Raw genomic sequence first — 22,655 nt, 5'->3', positions numbered from 1 at the left:
TGACCACCACCGCTACTGGTTGCTGAAGGCGGCGTCGAACGCAGCCTGCGGCTGCGGCCAGAGCAGGGAGCGGACGAACGCGGCCGCCTCGGCGGCGCCGTGCAGGCGGTCCATGCCAGCGTCCTCCCACTCCACGGAGATCGGGCCGGCGTAGCCGATGTGCCGGAGCGCGCGGAACGCGTCCTCCCAGGGGATGTCCCCGTGCCCGGTCGAGACGAAGTCCCATCCGCGGCGTGGATCGCCCCACGGCAGGTGGGATCCGAGGATGCCCTGCCGGCCCGACGCGGAACGGATGCGGGTGTCCTTGCAGTCGACGTGGTGGATGCGGTCCGCGAAGTCGGTGATGAAGCCGACGGTGTCGATGCCCTGCCATGCCATGTGCGACGGGTCCCAGTTGAACCCGAAGGCCGAGCGGTGGTCGATCGCCTCGAGGGCACGCACGCTCGTCCAGTGGTCGTACGCGATCTCGGACGGGTGGACCTCGTGGGCGAAGCGGACGCCCTCGGCGTCGAACACGTCGAGGATCGGGTTCCACCGGTCCGCGAAGTCCTGGTAGCCGGCGTCGATGACGTCCTGCCCGACGGGCGGGAACATCGCGACGTACTGCCAGATGCTCGACCCGGTGAACCCGACGACGGTGTCGACGCCCATCTTCCGCGCCACGCGGGCCGCACGCTGCATGTCGGCGGCGGCGCGCTGCCGGACGCCCTCGCCGTCACCGTCGCCCCACACGGTGTCGCGCAGGATCGCGCGGTGGCGGAAGTCGATCGGGTCGTCGCAGACGGCTTGCCCTGCGAGGTGGTTCGAGATCGCCCACACCCCGAGGCCGTGGCGGTCGAGGACCTCGAGCCGGCTCCGCAGGTAGGCGTCGTCCTCGTCCGCGCGGGCGAGGTCGAGGTGGTCGCCGGACGCTGCGATCTCGAGACCGTCGTAGCCCCACTCCGCGGCCAGGCGGGCGACCTCCTCGAAGGGCAGGTCGGCCCACTGCCCGGTGAACAGGGTGACGGGGTTGGTGGTGGTGCTCATCGTTCCTCCGTGCTGGTGCTCGTCCACCGTCCGGTCGCGGCTCCGCGCAGGACGGCGTCGACGACCTCGAGGGAGCGGACACCGTCCTCGACGGTGGGGAGTCCCTCGGGTGTCTCGCCACGGACCGCGGCGTAGGTGTCGGCGCAGAACGCCGCGAAGGCGTCCGTCCAGCCCTGCGGGTGCCCGGCCGGTGTCCGGTTGAGCCGCGCCTGGCCGGCGGAGACGGATCCTTCGGCACGGTGCACCGTCGTGGAGCCGTGCTCGCCGCCGAACCACACGGACTCGGGGTGCTCCTGGTCGAACACGGCAGACCCCTGCGAGCCGTCGACCTCGATCCACAGGCGGTTCTTCCGGCCGGCGGCGACCTGCGAGACGACGGTGTTGGCCAGGGTGCCGTCGGCGGTGGCGAAGGTCACGACGGCGGTGTCCTCGGTGCGGACCGGGACGGTGCCGGTGCCGGTTTCGGCGCTGGTGCCGGTTCCGGTTCCGGTTCCGGGTCCGCCGAACGATGCGCCGGCGGAGGTGGGGTCGGGGCGCTCGGCGTAGGCGATCGACGTCCGGGCGGTCAACTCCGTGAACCTCGTTCCGGTGATGAACTCGGCCAGGTCGGTCCAGTGCGTCCCGATGTCCGCGAACGCCCGCGACGGACCGCCCCGCTCCGGGTCGACCCGCCACGTCGAGGCGTCCGGCGACACCATCCAGTCCTGCAGGTACGAGCCGTGCACGGTCAGCACCCGGCCGAGCGTGCCCGCGGCGACCCGGGCACGGAGCTCCCGGACCATCGGGTGGTACCGGTACACGTACGGGACCGTGCTCACCGTGCCGGCGGCGCGCACGGCATCGGCAAGCCGTCGGCCCTCCGAGAGCGTCATCGCGACCGGCTTCTCGACGACGGTGTGCAGCCCGGCCGCCGTGGCGGCCAGGGCGTAGTCGACGTGGGTGTCGTTCGGCGTGCAGACGTGCACGACGTCCGGCCGGTCCGCGACCAGTTCGTCGACGGACGCGTACCCGGTCGGCACGCCCCACCGTTCGGCGGCCTGCCGGGATCGCGACGCCGACGAGCCGAGCACCCCGCCGACGACCGCGCCGGCGTCACGGGCCGCCCGGACGTGCGCGTCCGCGATCATGCCCGTCCCGATCACGGCGACGCGGAGTGCGGTCACCGGCGTCCCTCGAGGAACGCACGGAGCCCGGCGACGACGAGGTCGTGGTCCTCCGTCGAGGACAGGCCGGAGGCCGTCGCGGCCGCGACCACACCGGCACCGCGGACCCGGATCGGGAACGACCCTCCGGTCACGGCGTACTCGGCGCCGAGCCACCCGATCGCCGCGGGATCGACCCCGGCGGCGGACAGCCGGGCGTCGACGAGGGCACTCGACTGCTCCATCCGGAGCACGACCGCGGCCTTGCGGTCGATCCAGAGGTGCTGGTCCGGGGTGATGCCCGGGGTCGCCGCGCGGAACAGGCCGAGGCCGGGACGACGGATGTCGATGCCGACGGCGTGGCCGGCCTCGTGGGCGATGCCGCGGATCAGGGAGCCCAGCTCCCAGGCGTCGTCGTGGGTGAAGGCGTCGAGCACGAGGTCGCGCTCCTGCTGTTCGAGGGTGGTGATGAGGTCGGACATCGTCGTCTCCTGCTCAGCCCGCGGCGATCTGCGCGCGGGCGGTGTCGACGGTCTCGAGGATCGAGATCGTCTCGTCGAGGGTGTGCAGCGGGGACTCCGTCCGCCCCTCGCCGACGAAGCGTGCCAGGGCGGTGGCTTCCCAGGCCAGGGCGGCGAAGCCCCGCAGTGGTGTCGGGTCCTGCCAGTGCAGGACGGGCGAACCGTGCGCTGCTGCCGAGATCGTGAAGGTCGTCGGGTTGTAGAACGGTCCGGCGAAGTCGATCGTGCCCTCGGTGCCGGCGATCGACGCGGTGGTGGGCGTGCGGGCGGCGATGGTCGTGTGCAGGACGGCCTGGGCGGCGCCGTGTTCGAGGACGAGCGAGCCGGAGGCGTCGACGCCGGACTCGGTCATCCGGCCTCGTGCCGTGACGCGGTCCGGGGTGCCGAGCACCATCGACGCGAACTGCACGGCGTAGATGCCGAGGTCGAGCAGCGCTCCCCCGCCGAGCTCCGGACGGAACAGCCGGTGGTCCGGGCCGAACGGGATCGCCTGGCCGTGGTCGGCGAGCACGCTGCGCACCGCACCGAGCGCACCGTCCGCCAGCAGGGTCCGGAGCACCGAGGCCTGCGGCAGGTAGCGGCTCCACATGCCCTCCATCGCGAGCACCCCGGCGGCGCGTGCGGCATCGGCGACGGTACGGGCCTCGGCAGCCGTGACGGTGAAGGGCTTCTCGATGAGCAAGTGCTTGCCGGCGGCGATCGCTGCCAGGGCCACCGCGGCGTGCTCACTCTGCGGTGTCGCGATGTAGACCACGTCGACGTCGGGCCGGGCGACGAGGGCGTCGACACCCTCCACGGCTGCCTCGATCCCGTGCTCGGCGGCGAACGCGGATGCGCGGGGCAGTGACCGGGACGCGACGGCGACGATGCGCTGGGCGGTCGAAGCGCGCACCGCGGTGGCGAACTCGCCGGCGATCCAGCCGGGGCCGACGATCCCCCAGCCGAGGGACGGCTCACCGGACGCCGTCGTGAAGAGCTCGGGTTCGGGCAGGGCGGTGGGGATCATCGTGCTCCAGTGCTCTCGGTTCCGTGGTTCGTCGTCGGGCGGTGGCATTTGCGCTTGGCACGAGATAACATCGCCGACGTCGTCAGGTTAGCACGAGCCAAACGCGCGTCACCGATGACCGGGTTTCCGACCGGACGACGTGCACACGACCCGAGGAGGAGTCGATGTCGACAAGGCTGCCGGCGCACCCGTTCACCACCGCCACCCCGACCAACCACGTCAGCAACTGGTACCTGACCGCCCTCGGACTGGCACAGTTCGGCATCTACGTGGCGATCTTGTCGCCGGTCTACGTCAGCATGCAACTGAAGGCCCAGGCGCTGAACCCCGACGACCCCGCCTCGGTGATCGCCGTCGCGCTGCCGCTCGGATCGCTCGGCGCGATCTTCGGCAACCCGCTGTTCGGCGCCCTGAGTGATCGAACCCGGACGCGGTGGGGGCGCCGCCGCCCGTGGCTACTCGGCGGCATCCTGGTGCTGCTCGGCGGACTCGCCATGGTGGCGTACTCGCCGAACGTCGGCATGCTCACCGTGGCGTGGATCATCTGCCAGCTCGGGTCGAACGCCGCCTACTCGGCCATGATGGCCAGCTGGGCGGACAACGTGCCCGAGCTGCAACGCGGCCGCGCCTCGAGCGTGATCGGGCTGGCGCAGAACCTGGCCGTGCTCGCCGGCACGTACGCCGCCGTCCTGCTGGTCGAGAACCTGCCGCTGCTGTTCATCTTGCCCGGCATCCTCGGCGTGCTCTGCGTGCTGGTGTACGCGTTCGTCACCCCCGACCGCATCCCCGAGGTCCGACCGAAGCCGTTCTCGTGGCTCACGATCGTGCAGACCTTCTGGACGAACCCGATCACGCACCGCGACTACGGACTGGCGTGGTGGTCGCGGTTCCTGATCATCCTCGCCACGTTCCTGTTCACGACGTTCCGGCTGTTCTACATGCAGGACCACCTCGGCATGACCGCGCAACGCGCCACCTCGGCAGTGGCGTTCGGTGTCCTCCTCTACACGATCGCACTCATGATCGGCACGGCGTTCTCGGGCTGGCTGTCCGACCGGCTGCGGCGCCGCAAGGTGTTCGTCGGCGGCTCGACCCTGCTCTTCGGCGTGGGCCTCGTCGTGCTCGTCTACGCGCAGGACGTCACCGTGTTCTACGTCGCCGAGTTGATCATGGGCTTCGCCTACGGCATCTACGTGGCCGTCGACAACGCCCTGGTGGTCGACGTCCTGCCCGACAAGGACAAGCCCGGCAAGGACCTCGGCGTCATGAACATCGCGAACTCCCTGCCGCAGTCGTTCGCGCCGGCACTCGGTGCCTTGCTGCTCGGGGTCGGCGCTGGTGACAACTACCCGGTGCTGCTCTGGGGCGCCGGCATCGTGGCACTCGTCGGCGCACTCGTCGTGATCCCGATCCGCAGCGTGCGCTGAGCGGCAGCCACCCCGACCCGGAACGACGTGGTCGACGTCGCACGACGTCCACCACGTCGTTCCGGCTCAGCGCTCGGCAGGACCCGTCGACGCACGCACCACGAAGCGGGTCGGTGTCGCGACACGACGACGCTCGCCACCGCCTCCCGAGGTCCGGTCGAGGACGGCAGCCAGCGCCGCGTCGACCGTCGCCTCGACGTCCTGGTGCACCGACGTCAAGCGGTGGTAGCTGAGCGACGCGAGGTAGCTGTCGTCGAAGCCGACCACCGACACCCGTCCCGGCACGTCGACACCGTGCTGCGCGAAGACGGCGAGCAGGCCGGTGGCGCACTGGTCACCGCAGCAGACCACGGCGGTGGGCAGGGTGTCGCGGGCGACGAGCGTGCGGGCGGCCGCGGCGCCATCCTCTTCGCTGAAGCCGCTGGGGACGACGTCGGTCTCGGCTGCGAGTCCGGCGCCCTGCATCGCGGCACGGTACGCGGTCGCACGATCGAGGCCGACCAGCCCGTCCTCGCCACCGACGTAGGCGATGCGGCGGTGACCGAGACCGATCAGGTGCTCGACCGCGGCGCGGAGCCCACCGGTCTCGTCCACGTGCACGTTGTCGGCGTAGGGGGCGTCCGTCCACTCGCCGAGGAGCACGACCGGCACGAGGCGACTCGCCTCCTCGAGCGCGGTCGCGTCGGGGTCGGGGTTGAACACGACGAGGGCCTCGACGCGTTCGCCGAGCAGGTCGGCCACCACCTGGTCCGTCGAGCGCTCGGCACCGGCGGGGCCGAGGGCGACGCCGAAGCCCTGCTCGGCGGCACGGGCGAAGAGCCGTTCGACGAACCGGACCTGGAACGGGTTGCGCATGCTGAAGACCGCGCCGATGAGCCGCGTGCGGCCCTCGCGGAGCAGCCGGGCCGAGGTGTGCGGGCGGTAGCCGAGCTCGGCCGCCGCCGCGAGGATCCGGTCGCGGGACTCCGCGCTGGGTCCGGGCGCACCGCGGAGCACGAGCGAGACGAGCTGCCGGGACATCCCGACGTGCTCGGCGACGTCGCGCATCGTCGGCAGGCGGCCGCCGGTGGGGCGCCGCTCCGGCAGGTCGTCGGTCCCCGTCGTCACCCGGCCAGTCTGGCACGTGCGAAGGACGCGTAGGCTGCGATGGCACGAGCCAATCCCTGCGAGAGGACGACGATGACCCTGACGCTGCCCACCCCGGTGCTGCCCGACCCCGACGCCGTTCCGGCCCTGCGGTGGGGCGTGATCGGCACTGGCATCGCCGGCAAGTTCGTCACCGCGATCCACCGGCACACGCCGCAGCGGGTGATCGCCGTGACCGCCCGTGATGCTGCGAAGACCGCACGGTTCGCGAAGGAGCACGGTATCGACCGGACCGTGCCGAGTGTCGAGGCGCTCGTGACCGACCCCGAGGTCAACGTCGTCTACGTCGCCACCCCGCACCCGCTGCACCGCGAGCAGGCCCTCGCTGCGATCGCCGCCGGCAAGCACGTCCTGATCGAGAAGCCGATCGCGATGTCCGCTGCCGAGGCGCAGGAGATCACCGGTGCGGGACGGGCCGCCGGTGTGCTCGTCATGGAGGCGATGTGGACGCGGTACCTGCCGCAGTCGGACATCATGCGGCGACTGCTCACCGACGGCACGATCGGCACCGTCCGGCTCGTGACCGCCGACTTCGGGTTCGTGATGCCGTACGACCCGGGGCACCGCCTGTGGGCGCCGGAGCTCGGCGGCGGCGCGCTGCTGGACGCCGGCGTCTACCCGATCTCGTTCGCCGCCTCGGTGCTCGGCTCCCCGGACCGCGTGCTGGTCGAAGGGGCGAGCGGTCCGGGCGGCGTCGACGTGCGCGCCGACCTGCTGCTCTCGTACGCGGGCGGAGCCCGGTCGATGTTGTCGACGTCGCTCGAGACCGCGCTGCCCGTGCAGGCCTCGGTCGTCGGCACCGAGGGACGCATCGACGTCGGCAGCCCGTTCTTCGGGCCCTCGTCGATCACCGCGGTTCGTGGGAACTTCGCGGCGTCGGAGTCCGCGACCTGGACGGACCAGCGACTCGAGGTGCTGCATGACGGGCTCGCCTACCAGGCCACCGCACTCGCGTCCTTCGCAGCCGAGGGGCGGATCGAGTCGCCGGTGCACACGCACGACGATGTCGTCGGCGTGATGCGGGTCATCGACACGGCCCGGGCAGCGATCGCTGCGGCCCCGTGACCGTCAGGTGAGCCCGACGTTCCGCAGCCACCGGTCGACGTCGTCTCCGGCAGCGCGCTCGCGGACGTCTTCGCCGCGCACTGCGAGCCCCTCGCCGAGCGTCGCCCCGGTGTCGAGGTCGCGGTAGAAGGACTCGGTGGAGCCCAGACCGCTCACCGCGTACGTGACGACCGGCAGCAGCCGCTTGCCGGACAGGTCGACGGCCTCCACGAAGGTCGCCATGATCATCGGCGGCTGGACGTTCCAGATCGGGCTCCCGAGCAGCACCGTGTCGTAGGCGCGCAGATCGGGCAGTTCGCTCGCGATCTCCGGACGGGCGTCGTCGTCCTGCTCCGTGCTGTTGCGCGCCACGGTGGCGTCGTAGCGGTCGGAGTAGGGGTCGGCGGCTTCGATGCGGACGACGTCGCAGTCGATCCGGTCACCGATCAGACCGGCGAGGACCTCGGTGTTGCCCGTGTCGATCGTGCGCCGACCGCCGTTCCAGTAGTTCTCGCCGGGTCGGGAGAAGTACGCCAGCAGGACGCGGTCGTCGCGCGCGGTCGGGGACACGGTGCTCCTCGGGGTGGTGGACGGAGTGGGCGCGGTGGTGCACGCGGCCAACAGCCCACCCACGGCGACACTGAGCGTGCTCGCTGTGGCGGTCCGCAGCACCTGGCGGCGGGTGGGCTGCTGGCCGGGCATGCAGATCAGGCTTCGGCGCGGCCGGTGAGCCAGCGGACCATGTCGGGGTCGACGTGGGAGAAGAACTGCGACTCGCCTGCCTCGAGCTCGGCGATCGTCGCCATCTGCTCGTCGGTGAGCTCGAAGTCGACGACGTCGAGGTTCTGCTGCATGCGCTCGGGCTTGACGGACTTCGACACGACCACGACGCCGCGCTGCACGAGCCACCGGAGCACGACCTGCGCGACCGACTTGCCGTGCGCCGCACCGATCTCGGACAGGACCGGGTTGGTGAACAGGTCGTTCTTGCCCTCGGCGAACGGCGCCCATGCCTCGAGCTGCACGCCCTCGCCCCGCAAGAGTTCCTGGTAGTCGGCCTGCTGGTGGAACGGGTTCGTCTCCATCTGGTTCACCGCGGGCACGACGTCGGCGAACGCGATGAGGTCCACGAGTCGGTCGGCGGCGAAGTTGGACACGCCGATCGCGCGGAGCCGGCCGTCTCGGTGCGCCGTTTCGAGGGCACGCCACTCGCCGTAGTAGTCACCGAACGGCTGGTGGATCAGGTACAGGTCGAGGTAGTCCAGGCCGAGCTTCTGCAACGACGTGGTGATCGCGTCACGGGCGCCGTGCTCGCCGCGGCGCTGGATCCACAGCTTCGAGGTGATGTACAGCTCGTCGCGGGGCACACCGCTGGCGGCGATGCCCCGGCCGACGGCTTCCTCGTTGCCGTACGAGGCTGCGGTGTCGATCAGTCGGTAGCCGGCCGTGATCGCATCGGTGACGGCCCGCTCGGTCTCGTCGGCGGGGATCTGGTAGACGCCGAAGCCGAGCTGCGGCATCGTCGTACCGGTGTTGAGGGTCACTGTGGGAGTCGTGTTGGCCATGACTCCATGAGACCCCCGCGGCGGCGTGCGTGGGAGGGCGGGCTCTTCCGTGTACCAGCAGTCACTCCTCCACTACAGCGCGTCGTCGTACGGTGAGGAGTATGGACAACCAGGCCGAGGTCAGCGACTTCCTCCGCACCCGGCGTGCTCGCATCACGCCCGAGCAGGCCGGCCTCATCAGCGGCGGTCGGCGGCGCGTCCCCGGGCTCCGTCGCGAGGAGGTCGCGATGCTCGCGGGGACGAGCATCGACTACTACGCAAAGATCGAGCGCGGGAACCTCTCCGGGGTGTCGACCGAGATCCTCGAGGCGATCGCCCGTGCGCTGCAACTGGACGACGCCGAGACCGAGCACCTGCACGACCTCGCCCGCGGCGCGGCTCCGGCCCCGCTCCGTCGGCGGACCACCACGGCGGAACCGGTCGTGCGTCCGAGTCTCCAGCGCTTCCTCGACACGGTCACCGGGACACCGACGTGGGTGCGGAACCGGCAGATGGACATCGTCGCGACGAACCCGCTCGGCCGGGCGCTCCTGGCGCCGGTCCTCGACGCCCCGGGCGCGCAGGGCAACAACGCACGCTTCACGTTCCTCGACCCTGCGGCCCGGACCTTCTACCCGGACTGGGTGGCGGGCGCGAACAGCATCGTCGCGACGCTCCGACAGACTGCCGGACAACACCCGCACGACAAGGACCTCACCGGACTCATCGGGGAGCTCGTGACCCGATCCGACGAGTTCCGGGCCCGCTGGGCTGCCCACGACGTCCGGTTCCACCGCACCGGCGCGAAGCGGATCCACCACCCCGACGTCGGCGACCTCGAGTTCACGTACGAGGCGTTCGACCTGCCCGACAGCCCCGGGTGGACCATGTACGCCTGCACGGCGACAGCCGGGTCCCCCACCGAAGAACGTCTCACCCTGCTCGGCAGCCTGTCGGCGACCTCCGCCACGAGCTGACCCGGGTACCGTCCCTTCCGTGCCCGGTCGTCGCCTACCGCACCGACTCCATCGCGGAGTACTGGGTCACCGGCCAGGACACTCCGAGCGTCTCGCTCGAGACCGCACCCGCGACAGCGGCGGTGACCCGTGGCCTGCACCTGGCGTTCGAGGCCGCGAGCCACACCGAGGTCGACGCGTTCCACCGGGCGGCCGTCGCAGCCGGCGGAGTCTCGCGCCACGAACCTCGGTACTGGCCCGAGTACCGCGCCGACACGGCGTTCGTGCGCGACCCCGACGGCAACAACGTCAAGGAGCACTGAGCGCGGCGACGGTCCGTGTGTCCTGATCCGTCCGCACGGCCCGCCCCGTCGGCGCAGCCCCGGTTCAGGCCACCGTCCACTCGACGACCCGCGGGTCGTCCAGCGTCACCTCGTGCACCGGCCCCGTCACGTCGACCGTGGCGCGCTCCGTCGCGGAGCCGGGGACGGGGTGTCGGACCGGCCCGTCGCCGGACGCGACGATCCCGCCTGCCGGCACCGGGCCTCCCGGTCGTGACGCCGCCGCGTGGGACGCGACCCAGACCTGCACGGCACCGGGTTCGACGACCCGGCGCATGCGACGGTCGGTGAACGCGAACCGCTGGACGGGGACGCAGAAGCGGACCCGGGTGGACTCCCCCGCGGCGAGCGCGACGCGCGCGTAGCCGAGCAGCTGGACCTCGGGTCGGGTGACGCTGCCGTGCACGTCGTGGCCGTAGAGCTGGACGACGTCCTCGCCCGCGTGTGCGCCCGTGTTGCGGACGGTCACGGATGCCTCGAACACGGCGTCGGAGCGGACGGACGCGTCGACGACCAGGTCGTCGTACGTGAACGTCGTGTAGCCGAGGCCGAAGCCGAACGGGCGGACCGGCGTCGAGTCGGCGGCGGTGACGTCCGAGGGCCCCCCGAGCCGCGGGTGCAGGTACGTGTACGGCTGGGCGCCGGCGGCACGGGGCAGCGAGACGGGCAGGCGACCGGACGGCGATGCGGCGCCGGTGAGCAGGTCGGCGATGGCGGTGCCGCCCTCCTCGCCGGGGAAGAAGGCCTGCACGACGGCGGCCGGACGTCCCGCGCCGGCCGGGCCGGCGGCGACGACGCCGTCGCCGCCGCCGTCGAGCGCCCACCCGATGGCGTACGGCCGCCCTGTGAGCAGCACCATCACGGTCGGCGTGCCGGTGGCGACGACCGCCTCGACGAGCGAGCGTTGCACGCCCGGCAGGTCGAGCGACTCGGTGTCGTTCCCCTCGCCGACCGTGCCGCGGCCGAACAGGCCGGCCTGGTCGCCGACGACGACGACCGCGACGTCGGACGCGGCGGCCACGGCGACGGCGTCCGCGAACCCGGCACGGTCGGACCCGGTGACGGCGCAGCCCGCGGCGAAGCGCACGGCGTCGTCGCCGAGGGCGTCGACCATCGCCTCGCGCACGGTCGGGATGGCGAAACCGAGCGGCAGGTCGGGGTGCGACGCGAGCACGTGGTTGGCGAACGAGTAGCAGCCCTGCAGGGCCTCGGCACGGTCGGCGTTCGGGCCGATGACGGCCACGGACGCCCCGACGCGCAGCGGGAGCACGGGCGCGGCCGCCGGCAAGCCAGCACCAGCGCCAGCGCCAGCGCCAGCGCCAGCGACCACCTCGTCGTTCGACAGCAGCACCAGCGACCGCGCCGCCAACTGCTTCGCCAACGACCTGTGCAGCGGGGTGTCCAGGTCGATGCCGGTCGGCGGTTCGTCCTCGAACGCCTGCTGGTCGAGCAGCCCCAGTCGCTCCTTCTGCCGCAGCACCCGCAGGACCGCCCGGTCGACCAGGCGCTCGTCGAGCAGACCGGCACGCACCCGCTCGACGAGCGGCGCGAGGTACGCGTCCCCGGTGGGCAGCTCGACGTCGATGCCCGCCTCGAGCGCGAGCGCCGCGGCTTCGCCACGATCGGCGGCGATGCCGTGCATGACCTCGAGGAACGCGACCGAGAAGTAGTCGGCGACGACGGTGCCGTCGAAGCCGAGCTCGTCACGGAGCAGGCCGGTCAGCAGTTCGCCGTTCGCCGCGACGGGCACGCCGTCGATCTCGGCGTACGAGTTCATGACGCTCCGGGCGCCCCCGTCGCGCAGGGCCATCACGAACGGCGGCAGGTACACGTCGGCGACCTCGCGCGGCCCGGCGTGCACGGGCGCGTGGTTCCGCCCCGCCTGCGAGGCCGAGTACCCGAGGAAGTGCTTGAGGGTCGCGTCGACGCCGGCCGACTGCAGGCCGCGCACGTAGGCGGTCCCCACCGTGCCGACCAGGTACGGGTCCTCGCCGATGCACTCGTCGACCCGCCCCCATCGCGGGTCGCGGATCACGTCGAGGACCGGCGCCAGGCCCTGGTGCACGCCGAGCTGCCGCATCGACGCGCCGATGGCGGCGCCGACCTGCTCGACCAGCTCCGGGTCGAAGGCCGCACCCCACGCCAGCGGGGTGGGGAACGTCGCGGCCTTCCACGCTGCGAGCCCGGTCAGGCACTCCTCGTGCACGAGCGCAGGGATCCCGAGCCGGGTCTCGCGCTTGAGTCGCCGCTGTTCCGCCCACAGCCACGCCGCGCGGTCGTCGGGTTCGACCGGTCGGGTGCCGTAGACGCGGGTGAACTGGCCGATGCCGTCGCGGGTGATGTCCGCCAGGGTGCGGCCGTCGGCGGCCGCCGCCATCTCACCCTGCATGGGCGCGACGACGCCGGTCTGGTCGAGCCAGTAGCCGACGAGCTGCGCCGCCTTCTCGTCGAGCGTCATGGCGGCGAGCAGGGCGGTGGCGCGGTCGGGTCCGGTCGCGTCGGGTGCGTCGTGTGCGTCGGGTGCGTCGTTGTCGTCCTGGAGGCGCGGCTGGCGTCCGGTGTCCCGGGTCGCGTCCGTCGTCGTCACCCCTTCACCGCCCCGGTCAGGCCGCCGACGATGCGGCGCTGGAAGATGGTGAAGAACACCAGTGCCGGGATCATCGACATCGACGTGAACGCCAGCACCTTGGCCGTGTCGACCGAGTACTGCGACGAGAACGCCTGCACGCCGAGCGGCAGGGTGTAGCTGCCCTCGTTGTTCAGGATGAACAGCGGCAGGATGTAGCTGTTCCAGCTCGCGATGAACGCCAGGATGCCGACCGTGACGACGCCCGGCAGCGACAGCGGCACGACCATGCGGAAGAAGAACCCGAGGCGGCTGGCGCCGTCGATCGACGCTGCCTCTTCGAGCTCGTCCGGGATCGCCCGCAGGAACGGCACCAGGATGATGACCGAGGTCGGCAGCGCGAAGGCGATCTGCGGCAGGATCACGCCGGCCAGGCTGTTCGTCAGACCGAGGTCCTTCACGAGCAGGTACAGCGGCGTGATCGCGACGGTGATCGGGAACATCAGACCGGCGGCGAACAGGGCGTACAGCGCACCGCGGCCGGCGAACCGGTAGCGGGCGAGCACGAAGCTCACCATCAGTCCGAGCACGACGACGCCCGCGGTGGTGGTCACGGCGCTGATCGTCGAGTTCGCGAGCTGCTGCCAGAAGATCCCGCTGGACAGGACGGATCCGTAGTTGCCGAGTTCGAACGGCGCTGGCAGCCCGGCCGGGCTCGTGGTGATCTGCGAGTTCGTCCGGAAGCCGCCCAGCACGATGTACAGCACCGGGGCGAGGTTCGCGGCGACGAACAGGATCGCCACCAGGTAGGTGAGCGGGTTCGCGCGACCGATGGCCGCGCTGGACCGCCGCTCCCGCGTGGCCCGCCGCCCGGGGGCGACGATGCTCGTGGTGGCCATCAGTTCTTCCTCTCGGTGAGTGCACCCGCGGTGTCGCGGCGGAGCACGAAGCGCTGGTAGATCAGAGCGACGGCGAGCGAGATCACGAACATGACCACAGCGACGGCGCTGCCGAAACCGAAGTTGCCGGACGTGCGACCGTTGGCGACCATGTACGTCGCCATCGTCGAGGTGCCGGCGGTCGACGAGATGTACTGCCCCCAGATGATGTAGACGAGGTCGAACAGCTGCAGTGAGCCGATGATCGACAGGAACGCCCAGATCCGGATGGTGGGGCCGAGCAGCGGCAGGGTGATCCGCCGCTGGATCTGCCAGTACCCGGCGCCGTCGATGGCCGCGGCCTCGAACAGCTCCTCGGGGATGCTCTGCAGGCCGGCCAGGAACAGGATCACCGCGAAGCCGATGTACTTCCACGAGATGATCACGAGCAGGGTCCAGATGGCGATGTCCGGGTTGGACAGCCAGTCGGCCCGCAGCCCGCCGAGCCCCATGCCCTGGAGCAGGTCGTTCACCGCGCCGTTCGACTGGAGCATCAGGCTCCAGCCGGTGCCGACGATCACCTCGGAGATGACGTACGGCACGAACACGAGCACGCGGACGAGCCCGCGGCCGTGCATCTTCTGGTTGAGCAGCAGCGCGAGCACGATGGCGATCGGCCCCTGCAGCACGAGGGACAGCACGACGATGAAGCCGTTGTGCATCAGGACCGCGTGGAACGCCTTGTCCTGGAAGATGATCAGGTAGTTCTGCAGCCCCACGAAGTCGGTGGGCGGGCCGTAGCCCTGCCACTTGAAGAACCCGTAGTAGGCGGCGAGCACCACGGGCAGGATCACGAAGGTGACGAAGACGATGACCGCGGGGCCGGCGAGCACCGCGATCTCGACGCGCTTCCGCCAGTCCGCGATGCGGCGCGTGGACCGCCGTCCGGCGGGGAGCGGCGTACCGCTCCCCGCCGGGGACGTCCCCGCGGCCGTGTCCGACCCGGTGGCCGGTGTCGTGCCGAGCGAGGTGTCGAGGGTCATGGTCAGCCCTTGGCCGCAGCCTGGTTGGTGGTGTCCACGATGTCCTTCGCGCTGCCCTTGCCGGCGAGCAGGTCGACGACGCTGGTGTTCAGCGCGTTGCCGACGTTCTGGCCGTACAGGGTGTCCAGGTACTGCGAGACGAACGGCGCGTCCTGGTAGGCGGCGAGCGCCGACTTCAGGTAGTCCGCGTCGACGACCGACTGGGCCTCCTGGTTGACCGGGATGGCCTGGAACGCCGTGTAGTAGGCCTCCTGGTTGTCCTTCTGCACGATGAAGTTGAGGAAGTCCGTGCAGGCCTTCTTCGGGGCCTTCGCCGAACAGGAGTTGCCGTCGACGCCGCCCATCATCGACTTCGGGTCACCCTTGCCACCGTCGATGGTCGGGAACGGGAACCAGCCGAGGTCGGCCAGCGGCTTGCCGTCCGGGGTGAGCGAGCTGATCACGCCCGGGTCCCACGCCCCCATGAGCTCCATGGCGGCCTTGTGGTTGGCCAGGAGTCCGGCGGAGCTGCCAGCACCCTGCTGGGCCGCGGTCGTCAGGAACCCGTCGTTGAACGGCTTCGTCGCGGTGAAGTCCTCGAGCTGCTCGCCGGCCTTCGTCCAGCAGGCGTTGTCGAACTTCAGCGACTTCGCCGCGCCCTCGAGCGTCTTCTGGCTGCACTCGCGCAGCGCGAAGTTGTAGTACCAGTGGGCGGCGGGCCAGGCGTCCTTCGCACCGACGGCGACGGGGTCGATGTCGGCGGCCTTGAGCTTCGCGATGTCGTCGTTCAGCTCGTCCATCGTCGTCGGGGTGCCGTCGATGCCGGCCTTCTGGAACAGGTCCTTCGAGTACCAGATGCCCTCGGGGAGCACGGCGCCGGGCATGGCGTAGGTCTTGCCGTCCTTCTCGTAGCCCGCGAACGTCCCGGCGCTGATCGACTTCTTCGCGTCGGCGCTGATGGAGTCGGAGATGTCCATGAGCTGCCCGGCGGCGATCATCGCGTCCATCTTGCCGCCGCCGCGCTGCAGGAAGACGTCCGGTCCGTCGCCCGAGTTGAGCGCGGTCTGCAGCTTGCCGTCCAGGTCCTCGTTCTGGATCGCCTGGGTCTTGATGGTGACGTTCGGGTACTTCGCCTCGAACGCCTTGACCGTCGAGGCCCAGTAGGCCTTGCCCGGTCCGGTGGTGGAGTTGTGCCAGAAGGTCATCGTGACCTTCCCGTTGCCGTCGTCGGCCGCGTTGCCGCCTGCCGAGCAGCCCGTGGCCACCAGTGCTGTCGCCCCGATCAGCGCGATGGCTGCCGCGGCACGGATCTTCCTCGTCATCGTGGAACTCCTCGTGTCGTCGTTGACATGCAGCGACATCCACTGCCGCTGCGGAGAGCGTGCCAGGTGCTCCTGCCGCTTGTCAATCGATATCGATAACGTTTTCTACGCCGTTTCGACATGCCATCAGCGGTACGGTGAGCACATGGACTCGGCACTCGGCGCGCGTCCCGGTGCCGGCCGGGTGACGATCGGCGACGTCGCACGGGTCGCGGGGGTCTCGATCCCCACCGTGTCGAAGGTCATCAACCAGCGCGACGGCGTCGCCGCGGCCACGATGATCCGCGTGCAGCAGGTCGTCGCCGACCTCGGCTACGAGACGTCCCTGGTCGCCCGCAGTCTGCGGAGCTCCCGCACCGGGGTCGTCGGGATCCTGGTGCCCGAGTTCGAGCCCTTCTCGACCGAGCTCCTGCGCGGCATCTCGAGCGCGACGACCGGCACCGGCTACGAGCTGCTCGCCTACGCCGGCCTGATGACCGGCGCCGACCGCCCGGGCTGGGAACGCCGGTCGCTGTCCCGCCTGTCCGGCACCCTCATCGACGGCGCCATCGTCGTCACCCCGACCACGGCCCTGTCGAGCTCGTCGATCCCGGTCGTCGCGATCGACCCGCACACCGGGCCCGAGGGCCACGCGACGGTCGACGCCGACAACGAGGGCGGGGCGGTCCAGGCCGTCGAGCACCTGCTCGCGCTCGGGCACACCCGGATCGCGCACCTGCGCGGCCGCGTCGATCTGGCGTCCGCCCAGCTGCGCGAGGCCGGGTACCGCTCCGCACTGACCGCCGCCGGACTCCCGATCGACGAGCGGCTCGTCCGCGACGGCGACTACCAAGAGGAGCAGTCCGCGGCTGTCGCGCGCGACCTGCTCACGATGGACGAGCGACCGACCGCGGTGTTCGCCGCGAACGACTCGTCGGCCGTCGGTGTGCTGCGAGCCGCGGCGGAGCTCGGCCTGCGGGTGCCGGAGGACCTGTCCGTCGTCGGGTTCGACGACGTCCCCCAGGCGTCGATCACCACCCCGCCGCTCACCACCGTGTCGCAGCCGCTGGCCGAACTCGGGTCCCGTGCGGTCGAGATGCTGCTGACGATGCTCCGTGGCGAGGCCGCGTCGGACCACGTCCGTCTGTCGACCACGCTGCGGGTGCGTTCCAGCACCGGCCCCGCACCGCGGGCCTGACCCCCGGCTAGCGGCGCAGGGTCTGCTTCGGGTACTCGCCGAACCTGGCTGCGTACGACGCCGAGAACCGGCCGAGGTGCGCGAACCCCCAGCGTCGGGCGACGTCGCCGATCGCTCCGACCTGCGGGTCGAGTGCGAGGAGTTCGCTGCGCACGCGGTCCAGACGGACGTCCCGCAGGTAGGTGAGCGGCGACACGTCGAACACCCGACGGAACGACTCCTGCACCGACCGCACGCTCAGGCCGGCCACCGCGGCGAGGTCGGCGATGGTCACGGTCTCGGACGCGTGCGCGTGGATGTACTCGACAGCGGCGCGCAAGCGGGCGTTCCGCGGCAGGGCCAGTTCCGCCGGCAGGTCGTCGAGCTGCGGCGGGAAGGTCTCGAGGAACGCGGCGATCGCGAGCGACTTCGCCGCGACCCAGGTGTCGGAGTCCGGACCGCCGACACGGAGCGCGCGGGACAGCGCGGCGAGGGCACCCTGCCACCGGCCGTACATCGCGTTGTCCGGTTCGCGCGTGTGGTCGAAGCGCAGCGGGCGGTCGCCCAGGTCGAGCTGTTCGCCGGCGACCCGGTGCACGAGCTCCCGGTCGAGGTGCACCAGACGCTGGTCGTGGTCCTCGGCCGCGAAGACGAACGCGGTGTCGCAGGGCAGCAGCGTCGGCACGTTCCGGTGCAGGTCCACCCGCTGCCCGCCGACGTCGAGGTGGGCGCTGCCGCTCGTCATCCACGCGACGATGTAGTCGGTGCTGATCGGCATCGCACCGCGCAGGACGCCGCGCATCTGGGACCGACGGATGCTGATCTCGGTGTCGCCGACCGCGGTGTAGCGGTAGAGGAACTCGCTGCCGGTCTGCTGGGCGGACCACTGGTCGGCGCCGTGCACCGTGGCCAGGTCACGCGCCGCCGACTCCGGATCGGTGCCGGACACCTCGAAGCGCACCGACTCGCTCGCGCGTCCGCCGGCAGGTGGGGCCTCGTACGTGTCAGTCACGGTGCAACGCCCCGGTGCCGGACACCCGAACCTGACCGTGCGACTCGTTATGTGGATACGCTGACCCGGTGAGCACGGCGTACGGTGGCGCGGACCCGATCGGTTCGAAGGGGGCGCGCTCGTGAGCGATCTCGACCTCGTGGCGGCGCTGACCCGACTCGAAGCAGCAGTGTCCGCACTGCGAGCGCGGCTGCGCGACCAGCTCGACGTCTCGGGCAGCGACCTGACCGTGCTGCAGTTCGTGTCCCGCGCCGAAGCGGCCGACCGGACCGTCCGCGTGAAGGACCTCGCGAAGCACCTCGGCCTGACCGGCCCGGCGGTGACCGGCATGGTGGACCGACTCGAGCAGAGCGGACACCTCAGCCGCGTGCCGAACCCGGCCGACGGACGGAGTCGCCACATCGAGCTGACCGAGACCGCCAGACGCGACTACTCGATCGCCATGGACGGCACGAACAAGCACCTGCACGAGCTCTTGGCCTCCTTTTCGGAACGGGACAGGGTCCGGTTCGTCCGGATCGTCGACCGCATCATCGCGGCCGTCGACCTCGGCGCCCCGAGCCCCTGACGGCAGATTACGGGCGGTCAGCGTGCGACTCCGGTGATTGTCCACCATGCGCAGCTAGGTAACGATGCTACCTATCTCGGGGGCGGGCCGTTCCGACGAGCGACACCGAGTTCGGCCCCACCACGGCGCTGGCCAGGTCGACGCGGGCCAGTCCCCCGGGCACCAGGGCGTCCGCGATCGACAGGCGGAGTGCGGTCTGCGTGTACTGCCCGGTCGTTGCACGGCCGGCCGGGGTCGGGGCGGCCGTGCGGTCCTGCTGCACGTTCACCCGGAGCGAGAGCACCCCGGGCAGCCACGCGAGGACCGTCCCGAGCGCGCGGACGACCGGGCCGCCGATCGTCGTCGTCAGCGTCGTGCCGAGCGTCCCGACGAGTGCGAACAACCGGGTCGTGAGCGTCCCCACCACCGCCTGGGTCAACGGGTTCACGAGCGACGTCGCGAGGCCGGTCACGACGCCGAGCAGGCCACCCAGGTCGAGTCCGAGCAGCGCGACCCCGACCGACAGCTTCGTCTGCCCCGCCATGAGCGCCGCGACCCCGGTGTCGACGCCGATCGACAGCGTGGCGATCTTCACGCGGATGCCGAGCACCAGGGGTGCGCTGAGGTCGGCGGCGAGCGCGATCCGGACGTGCAGGGACCCGAGCGCGGTCGTCAGGGCGGTCGTGATCTTCCCCGCCCAGGCGTCCACCACCTGCCCGAGCCGGTCGGCCAGCGCACCGAGGGTGACGGCGTCGAGCACCACCTCGTGGTTGGGCGGCAGGTCGTTGAGCCCGTGCTCGTCGTCGCCGAGCAGGTGCGCGAGGTCGACCCGGACGGATCCGGCCGACAAGTCGAGCGACAACGTTCCGCCGGCGTCCTGCACGGGTTCGGCGAGCAGCGGCGCGACCGCGCCCGCCAGGTCCGGCCCGGTGATCTCGACCGTGCCCCCGATGGTGCCGAGCCCGAGGCTGCCGGTGAGCCCGCCGAGCACCCCGAGCACGCCCTGGTTGATCGTCCGTGCGAGCACCCCGTCCGTGCCACCGAGCGCGTCGACCGTGGCGTCGAGCTGCACCACGGTGTCGTTCACGGCCGTGACGAGCGCACCGACAAGCAGGCTGTCCACACGGAGGTCGAGGCTCGCGATGCCGTAGTCGCGCTCGAGCCCGGTGGGGCCGCTGTCAGCTGCCACCTGCTGCACCGCGGCCCGCAGGTTCGTCGCGAGCGTCCGCTGGACGACCCCGCCCCACACGTCGTCGCTGATCGCGTCGCACCCGGCGAGCTGCGCACTCGCACCGACGGCACCGACGTCGAGCCCCACGTCGGTGACGTCCGCGATGCCCGGTAGTGCGCGGCCGAGCGTGATCGAGGCCGGGTCGGGCAGGTCGCCGGACGGGGTCGTCGGCGTGACGAGCACGCCACCGGAGTCCGCGACGAGCCCGGATGCCGCCACCGCGTCACCGGTGCCCGACGCCGTCGCGACCTGGTTCACCGCGCCCGCCGAACCGGCCGGCAGTCCGAGGCCGAGACCGGTGAGGTCGATGCCCGCCACGTCGCCGAGCAGCCCGACGTCGAGCGGGTTGCCGAACGCCTGCGTGAACGGGCGGCCGCCGGTGCCGAGCTCGGGCGCGGTGGCCGGCTCGACCGATGCCGGTGCGGCTCCGGTCTTCGCGACGTCGACCCCGCGCACCGTGGCGACGTCGTCGAGGTCGATGCCGGCGATGCTCCCGCCCAGGAACCGGCTCGAGGCCGTCGACGTGTAGTCCGCGTCGGTGCCGCAGTCGAACGACGACGTCCCCACGGCCCCGTGCGCCCACTCGCGGTCCGACCACGACGCGGTGCTCGGGACGGCGGTGGGCGTGACCAGGGCTGCTGCGACGACGATGCCGGTGACGACCGCTATCCGTCCACGGCGCAGGTGCAGCGGACGCCGGCTCACGACCGGCTCCCGGGGCGTCGGAATCGGAGGGCGACGCCGGCGAGCACGGCCGCGACCGCGACGAGCACCGGCCCCGCGAACCCGCCGCCCGTCATCGCGAGGACGACCGGACCGACGTCGTCGCCCCCGCCGTCGCCACTGCCGTCGCCGTCGCCGTGCGTCGGGCGTCCGGCCACGACGGGGTCCCCGCCGCGCGCGGTCACGCCGACGCCGACCTCGGCGGTCCGGGGCACCGTGGTCGCGGCGTCACCGAGGGACAACCGGACGAGCAGGTACGCCGAGCCGTCGCCGTCCGGGTCGGGCACACGGACCGACGGCGCGGTCGTCGCCCAGTCGACGAGGGGGACGGCGTCGACGAGGGCGGCGGTCTGTCCGCCGCACGTGGGGGCTCCGGACGGGTCCCCCCACGGTTGCTCGCACGTCGCGACCGACACGAGCACGCCGTCGGTCCCGCCCGGCAGGCCGCCCCGCCCCGTGAGCTGCAGGTCGAGGGTGACCGGGCCGGGCTCGTCGACGCTCGTCCGCACCTGCCACGTGACGTCCGCGTCGTTCCCCGCCCCGGGCAGCACGAGGGGCTCCGGACCGGTGTGCAGTACCAGCCGGCCGGGCGTGCCGGTCTCGGCCACGGGCCTCCAGTCCGTCGAGGCGACCGCCACCGCCGTCGTGCCGATCCCGGTCGCACCGACGAGCACCGCGGCGACCGCCGCGGAGGTGGCGAGGACGCGGGTCACGAGTCCTCCCGCCGGGCCGGCCAGAACGCCCACGCGACGAGCACGCCGACGAGCGCGACCGCCAGCCCACGGGCCGGGGCACTCGTGACCACGACGAGCACCGAGCCCAGGCCGGGGGCGTGCGCCAGCACGAGTCCGGCGTGCCGGACGACGTACGGGTCGCGGTCGTCGGAGGCGTTGTCGTCGCCCCGCAGGGTCAGCGACCGCGCCGCGGTGTCCCCCGGGACCCGGTCCACCGCGACCACCCGGTGGGTGACGGGCAGGGTCGACCCAGCGCGCGGGACCGTGACGACGTCCCCGTCGGCGATCTCGGCCGCGGGGACGCGGTGCGTGATGGCGAGCCCACCCGCAGGGATCGTCGGGGCCATCGACCCGGTGGTGACGACGACGAACGACAGTCCGGTGAACGCCACGGCGGCCCAGGCGAGCAGGCACGTGAGTCCGATCGCGCCGGCGACCGTCAGGACGACGGAGCGGACGCGGTCGGCGGGACGACGGGGCGGCGCCGCGCCCTCGTCGGAGGACGTCGGCGCGGTGGAGCCGCGCACGGCCGCGCTCAGTCGGACTCGGCGGCGAACTGCCACGCGGGCGCGGCCGTCCGCCCCTGGAGCGCGTCGACCGACGTGCCGGCGGGCAGGGTCGGCGACGCGGGCAGCGAGACCTCGAAGCAGTACACCTGCGTCGACCCGCTGGCCGCGGCGAGGGGCCGCGCGATCGTCGCGGCAGCCGTGCCGAGCGGCCCGGACGCGACGCTCGTCCACGGCACGTCGAACGCGGTGGCGTCGCACACTGCGGTGGTGTCCGTGATCGCGGCGACCCGGACCTGCAGGGCGTTCCACAGCAGGTCGTCGGCGTCGGAGACCGTGACACCGGACGCCGGGACCGCTGCCCGGAGCACCAGGTCGCCGGCGATCGAGTCGGCGGTGGTCCGGAGCGCGACGGGGGCGTAGGTCGCGCTGCCCGGCGACAGGGCGAGCGCGTCGACGGTGAACCGGAGCGCCTGGCCCGGGTTCGTCTCGTCCGAGGTGAAGCCCGCCGCGGCGAACGGCGCCGTGACGTTCTGCTCGACCTCGAACCCGGACGTCCCCACGCCCGGCCCACCCGAGCCGTTGCCGCCGAACACCCACTCGGTGTCCGTCCACGACGCGAGCGTGTAGCCCGCGCCACCGATGACGAGGACCCCGCCGGCAGCGAGCGCGAACACCCGGTTGCGACGCCGGGAGCGGCGGGCGGTGTCGTCCGCGCGACGGCCGCGGTTCCGGGCGCGCGGGGGCGCAGTGCTGTCAGCCATGACGTGTCTCCTGATCCGTGACGCCGATCGGTGGCGGCGAC

At 72.0% G+C, this 22,655-nt stretch carries 22 protein-coding genes; 6 read left to right on the top strand and 16 right to left on the bottom strand.

The genetic code is table 11. The features are described from left to right. Positions 1-12 precede the first annotated feature (12 nt). The 4 genes from EDF53_RS17185 to EDF53_RS17170 are packed head-to-tail and all read right to left on the bottom strand — an operon-like array spanning position 13 to position 3,695. Complete coding sequence (locus EDF53_RS17185) at positions 13-1,026, bottom strand: sugar phosphate isomerase/epimerase (protein ID WP_123294685.1); 1,014 nt, start codon at positions 1,024-1,026, stop codon at positions 13-15. After that, positions 1,023-2,189: a Gfo/Idh/MocA family protein gene (locus EDF53_RS17180; protein WP_123294684.1), complete on the bottom strand. Its 1,167-nt coding sequence runs from the start codon at positions 2,187-2,189 to the stop codon at positions 1,023-1,025. Before EDF53_RS17180 ends, EDF53_RS17185 begins: the two co-directional genes overlap by 4 nt. Continuing rightward, on the bottom strand, positions 2,186-2,650 hold the full coding sequence (locus tag EDF53_RS17175; protein ID WP_123294683.1) for a heme-degrading domain-containing protein: 465 nt from the start codon (positions 2,648-2,650) through the stop codon (positions 2,186-2,188). The genes EDF53_RS17180 and EDF53_RS17175 overlap by 4 nt, the downstream gene beginning before the upstream one ends. A 13-nt stretch (positions 2,651-2,663) precedes the next feature. Next, positions 2,664-3,695, bottom strand: coding sequence for a Gfo/Idh/MocA family protein (locus EDF53_RS17170; protein ID WP_123294758.1), 1,032 nt, complete (start codon positions 3,693-3,695; stop codon positions 2,664-2,666). A gap of 164 nt (positions 3,696-3,859) precedes the next feature. On the opposite strand from EDF53_RS17170, the gene EDF53_RS17165 reads away from it, so the two are divergent. Beyond that, entirely contained in the window at positions 3,860-5,122 is a 1,263-nt protein-coding gene (locus EDF53_RS17165; RefSeq protein WP_123294682.1) for an MFS transporter, read from the top strand. 66 nt (positions 5,123-5,188) lie between these two features. On the opposite strand, the gene EDF53_RS17160 is transcribed toward EDF53_RS17165, so the two are convergent. Continuing rightward, on the bottom strand, positions 5,189-6,229 hold the full coding sequence (locus EDF53_RS17160) for a LacI family DNA-binding transcriptional regulator (RefSeq protein ID WP_221181229.1): 1,041 nt from the start codon (positions 6,227-6,229) through the stop codon (positions 5,189-5,191). A gap of 72 nt (positions 6,230-6,301) precedes the next feature. Here EDF53_RS17160 and EDF53_RS17155 point away from each other — a divergent pair, with 72 nt between their 5' ends. Further along, complete coding sequence (locus tag EDF53_RS17155; protein WP_123294681.1) at positions 6,302-7,333, top strand: Gfo/Idh/MocA family protein; 1,032 nt, start codon at positions 6,302-6,304, stop codon at positions 7,331-7,333. A gap of 3 nt (positions 7,334-7,336) precedes the next feature. Here the strand turns inward: EDF53_RS17155 and EDF53_RS17150 are convergent, their stop codons facing one another. Further along, the gene (locus EDF53_RS17150) at positions 7,337-8,014 is read right to left on the bottom strand and encodes a flavodoxin (RefSeq protein WP_123294680.1); all 678 of its coding nucleotides are present in this window, start codon (positions 8,012-8,014) and stop codon (positions 7,337-7,339) included. 5 nt (positions 8,015-8,019) lie between these two features. Continuing rightward, a complete protein-coding gene (locus EDF53_RS17145; protein ID WP_123294679.1) occupies positions 8,020-8,877 on the bottom strand; it encodes an aldo/keto reductase in 858 nt (285 codons plus the stop codon). 101 nt (positions 8,878-8,978) lie between these two features. Between EDF53_RS17145 and EDF53_RS17140 the strand changes: the two genes are divergently transcribed. Further along, the gene (locus EDF53_RS17140; RefSeq protein WP_123294678.1) at positions 8,979-9,833 is read left to right on the top strand and encodes a helix-turn-helix transcriptional regulator; all 855 of its coding nucleotides are present in this window, start codon (positions 8,979-8,981) and stop codon (positions 9,831-9,833) included. 122 nt (positions 9,834-9,955) lie between these two features. Next, complete coding sequence (locus tag EDF53_RS17135; RefSeq protein WP_123294677.1) at positions 9,956-10,135, top strand: hypothetical protein; 180 nt, start codon at positions 9,956-9,958, stop codon at positions 10,133-10,135. A gap of 64 nt (positions 10,136-10,199) precedes the next feature. Here EDF53_RS17135 and EDF53_RS17130 read toward each other — a convergent pair whose 3' ends face one another. The 4 genes from EDF53_RS17130 to EDF53_RS17115 form a co-directional block, all read right to left on the bottom strand. Further along, positions 10,200-12,611, bottom strand: coding sequence for a beta-glucosidase (locus tag EDF53_RS17130; protein ID WP_123294756.1), 2,412 nt, complete (start codon positions 12,609-12,611; stop codon positions 10,200-10,202). A gap of 125 nt (positions 12,612-12,736) precedes the next feature. Continuing rightward, positions 12,737-13,618 (bottom strand): carbohydrate ABC transporter permease, encoded by an 882-nt coding sequence (locus EDF53_RS17125; RefSeq protein WP_123294676.1) that lies wholly within the window; start codon positions 13,616-13,618, stop codon positions 12,737-12,739. Next, positions 13,618-14,640 (bottom strand): carbohydrate ABC transporter permease, encoded by a 1,023-nt coding sequence (locus EDF53_RS17120; protein WP_111084878.1) that lies wholly within the window; start codon positions 14,638-14,640, stop codon positions 13,618-13,620. The genes EDF53_RS17125 and EDF53_RS17120 overlap by 1 nt, the downstream gene beginning before the upstream one ends. Positions 14,641-14,642: 2 nt before the next feature. Further along, complete coding sequence (locus tag EDF53_RS17115) at positions 14,643-15,941, bottom strand: ABC transporter substrate-binding protein (protein WP_123294675.1); 1,299 nt, start codon at positions 15,939-15,941, stop codon at positions 14,643-14,645. 145 nt (positions 15,942-16,086) lie between these two features. Here EDF53_RS17115 and EDF53_RS17110 point away from each other — a divergent pair, with 145 nt between their 5' ends. Beyond that, positions 16,087-17,118, top strand: coding sequence for a LacI family DNA-binding transcriptional regulator (locus EDF53_RS17110; protein ID WP_123294674.1), 1,032 nt, complete (start codon positions 16,087-16,089; stop codon positions 17,116-17,118). A 7-nt stretch (positions 17,119-17,125) separates the two neighbouring features. Here the strand turns inward: EDF53_RS17110 and EDF53_RS17105 are convergent, their stop codons facing one another. Next, positions 17,126-18,109, bottom strand: coding sequence for an AraC family transcriptional regulator (locus EDF53_RS17105; RefSeq protein ID WP_123294673.1), 984 nt, complete (start codon positions 18,107-18,109; stop codon positions 17,126-17,128). A 121-nt stretch (positions 18,110-18,230) separates the two neighbouring features. On the opposite strand from EDF53_RS17105, the gene EDF53_RS17100 reads away from it, so the two are divergent. After that, the gene (locus EDF53_RS17100; protein ID WP_123294672.1) at positions 18,231-18,677 is read left to right on the top strand and encodes a MarR family winged helix-turn-helix transcriptional regulator; all 447 of its coding nucleotides are present in this window, start codon (positions 18,231-18,233) and stop codon (positions 18,675-18,677) included. Between the two features lie 67 nt (positions 18,678-18,744). Here EDF53_RS17100 and EDF53_RS17095 read toward each other — a convergent pair whose 3' ends face one another. The 4 genes from EDF53_RS17095 to EDF53_RS17080 are packed head-to-tail and all read right to left on the bottom strand — an operon-like array spanning position 18,745 to position 22,614. Then, the gene (locus EDF53_RS17095; protein WP_123294671.1) at positions 18,745-20,592 is read right to left on the bottom strand and encodes a choice-of-anchor G family protein; all 1,848 of its coding nucleotides are present in this window, start codon (positions 20,590-20,592) and stop codon (positions 18,745-18,747) included. Further along, positions 20,589-21,323, bottom strand: a complete 735-nt coding sequence (locus tag EDF53_RS17090; RefSeq protein WP_123294670.1) for a hypothetical protein — start codon at positions 21,321-21,323, stop codon at positions 20,589-20,591. The genes EDF53_RS17095 and EDF53_RS17090 overlap by 4 nt, the downstream gene beginning before the upstream one ends. Beyond that, positions 21,320-21,871 carry a signal peptidase I gene (locus EDF53_RS17085; RefSeq protein ID WP_185021094.1) on the bottom strand — a complete coding sequence of 184 codons (552 nt, stop codon included), beginning with the start codon at positions 21,869-21,871 and terminating at the stop codon, positions 21,320-21,322. Before EDF53_RS17085 ends, EDF53_RS17090 begins: the two co-directional genes overlap by 4 nt. A gap of 8 nt (positions 21,872-21,879) precedes the next feature. Beyond that, entirely contained in the window at positions 21,880-22,614 is a 735-nt protein-coding gene (locus EDF53_RS17080; RefSeq protein ID WP_185021093.1) for an acyl-CoA dehydrogenase, read from the bottom strand. Positions 22,615-22,655 lie beyond the last annotated feature (41 nt).

This window comes from Curtobacterium sp. PhB78 (assembly GCF_003751685.1).
Classification (GTDB): domain Bacteria; phylum Actinomycetota; class Actinomycetes; order Actinomycetales; family Microbacteriaceae; genus Curtobacterium.
The sequence above is the reverse complement of the archived record's forward strand: the minus strand, read 5'-3'. Positions and strand labels throughout refer to the sequence as shown.

What these genes read in the sequence shown, in the direction of transcription:
- EDF53_RS17185 (WP_123294685.1), bottom strand. Translation starts at nt 1,026, where the DNA reads ATGAGCACCACCACCAACCCCGTCACCCTGTTCACCGGGCAGTGGGCC.
- EDF53_RS17175 (WP_123294683.1), bottom strand. Translation starts at nt 2,650, where the DNA reads ATGTCCGACCTCATCACCACCCTCGAACAGCAGGAGCGCGACCTCGTG.
- EDF53_RS17170 (WP_123294758.1), bottom strand. Translation starts at nt 3,695, where the DNA reads ATGATCCCCACCGCCCTGCCCGAACCCGAGCTCTTCACGACGGCGTCC.
- EDF53_RS17165 (WP_123294682.1), top strand. Translation starts at nt 3,860, where the DNA reads ATGTCGACAAGGCTGCCGGCGCACCCGTTCACCACCGCCACCCCGACC.
- EDF53_RS17155 (WP_123294681.1), top strand. Translation starts at nt 6,302, where the DNA reads ATGACCCTGACGCTGCCCACCCCGGTGCTGCCCGACCCCGACGCCGTT.
- EDF53_RS17150 (WP_123294680.1), bottom strand. Translation starts at nt 8,014, where the DNA reads ATGCCCGGCCAGCAGCCCACCCGCCGCCAGGTGCTGCGGACCGCCACA.
- EDF53_RS17145 (WP_123294679.1), bottom strand. Translation starts at nt 8,877, where the DNA reads ATGGCCAACACGACTCCCACAGTGACCCTCAACACCGGTACGACGATG.
- EDF53_RS17140 (WP_123294678.1), top strand. Translation starts at nt 8,979, where the DNA reads ATGGACAACCAGGCCGAGGTCAGCGACTTCCTCCGCACCCGGCGTGCT.
- EDF53_RS17130 (WP_123294756.1), bottom strand. Translation starts at nt 12,611, where the DNA reads ATGACGCTCGACGAGAAGGCGGCGCAGCTCGTCGGCTACTGGCTCGAC.
- EDF53_RS17125 (WP_123294676.1), bottom strand. Translation starts at nt 13,618, where the DNA reads ATGGCCACCACGAGCATCGTCGCCCCCGGGCGGCGGGCCACGCGGGAG.
- EDF53_RS17120 (WP_111084878.1), bottom strand. Translation starts at nt 14,640, where the DNA reads ATGACCCTCGACACCTCGCTCGGCACGACACCGGCCACCGGGTCGGAC.
- EDF53_RS17115 (WP_123294675.1), bottom strand. Translation starts at nt 15,941, where the DNA reads ATGACGAGGAAGATCCGTGCCGCGGCAGCCATCGCGCTGATCGGGGCG.
- EDF53_RS17110 (WP_123294674.1), top strand. Translation starts at nt 16,087, where the DNA reads ATGGACTCGGCACTCGGCGCGCGTCCCGGTGCCGGCCGGGTGACGATC.
- EDF53_RS17080 (WP_185021093.1), bottom strand. Translation starts at nt 22,614, where the DNA reads ATGGCTGACAGCACTGCGCCCCCGCGCGCCCGGAACCGCGGCCGTCGC.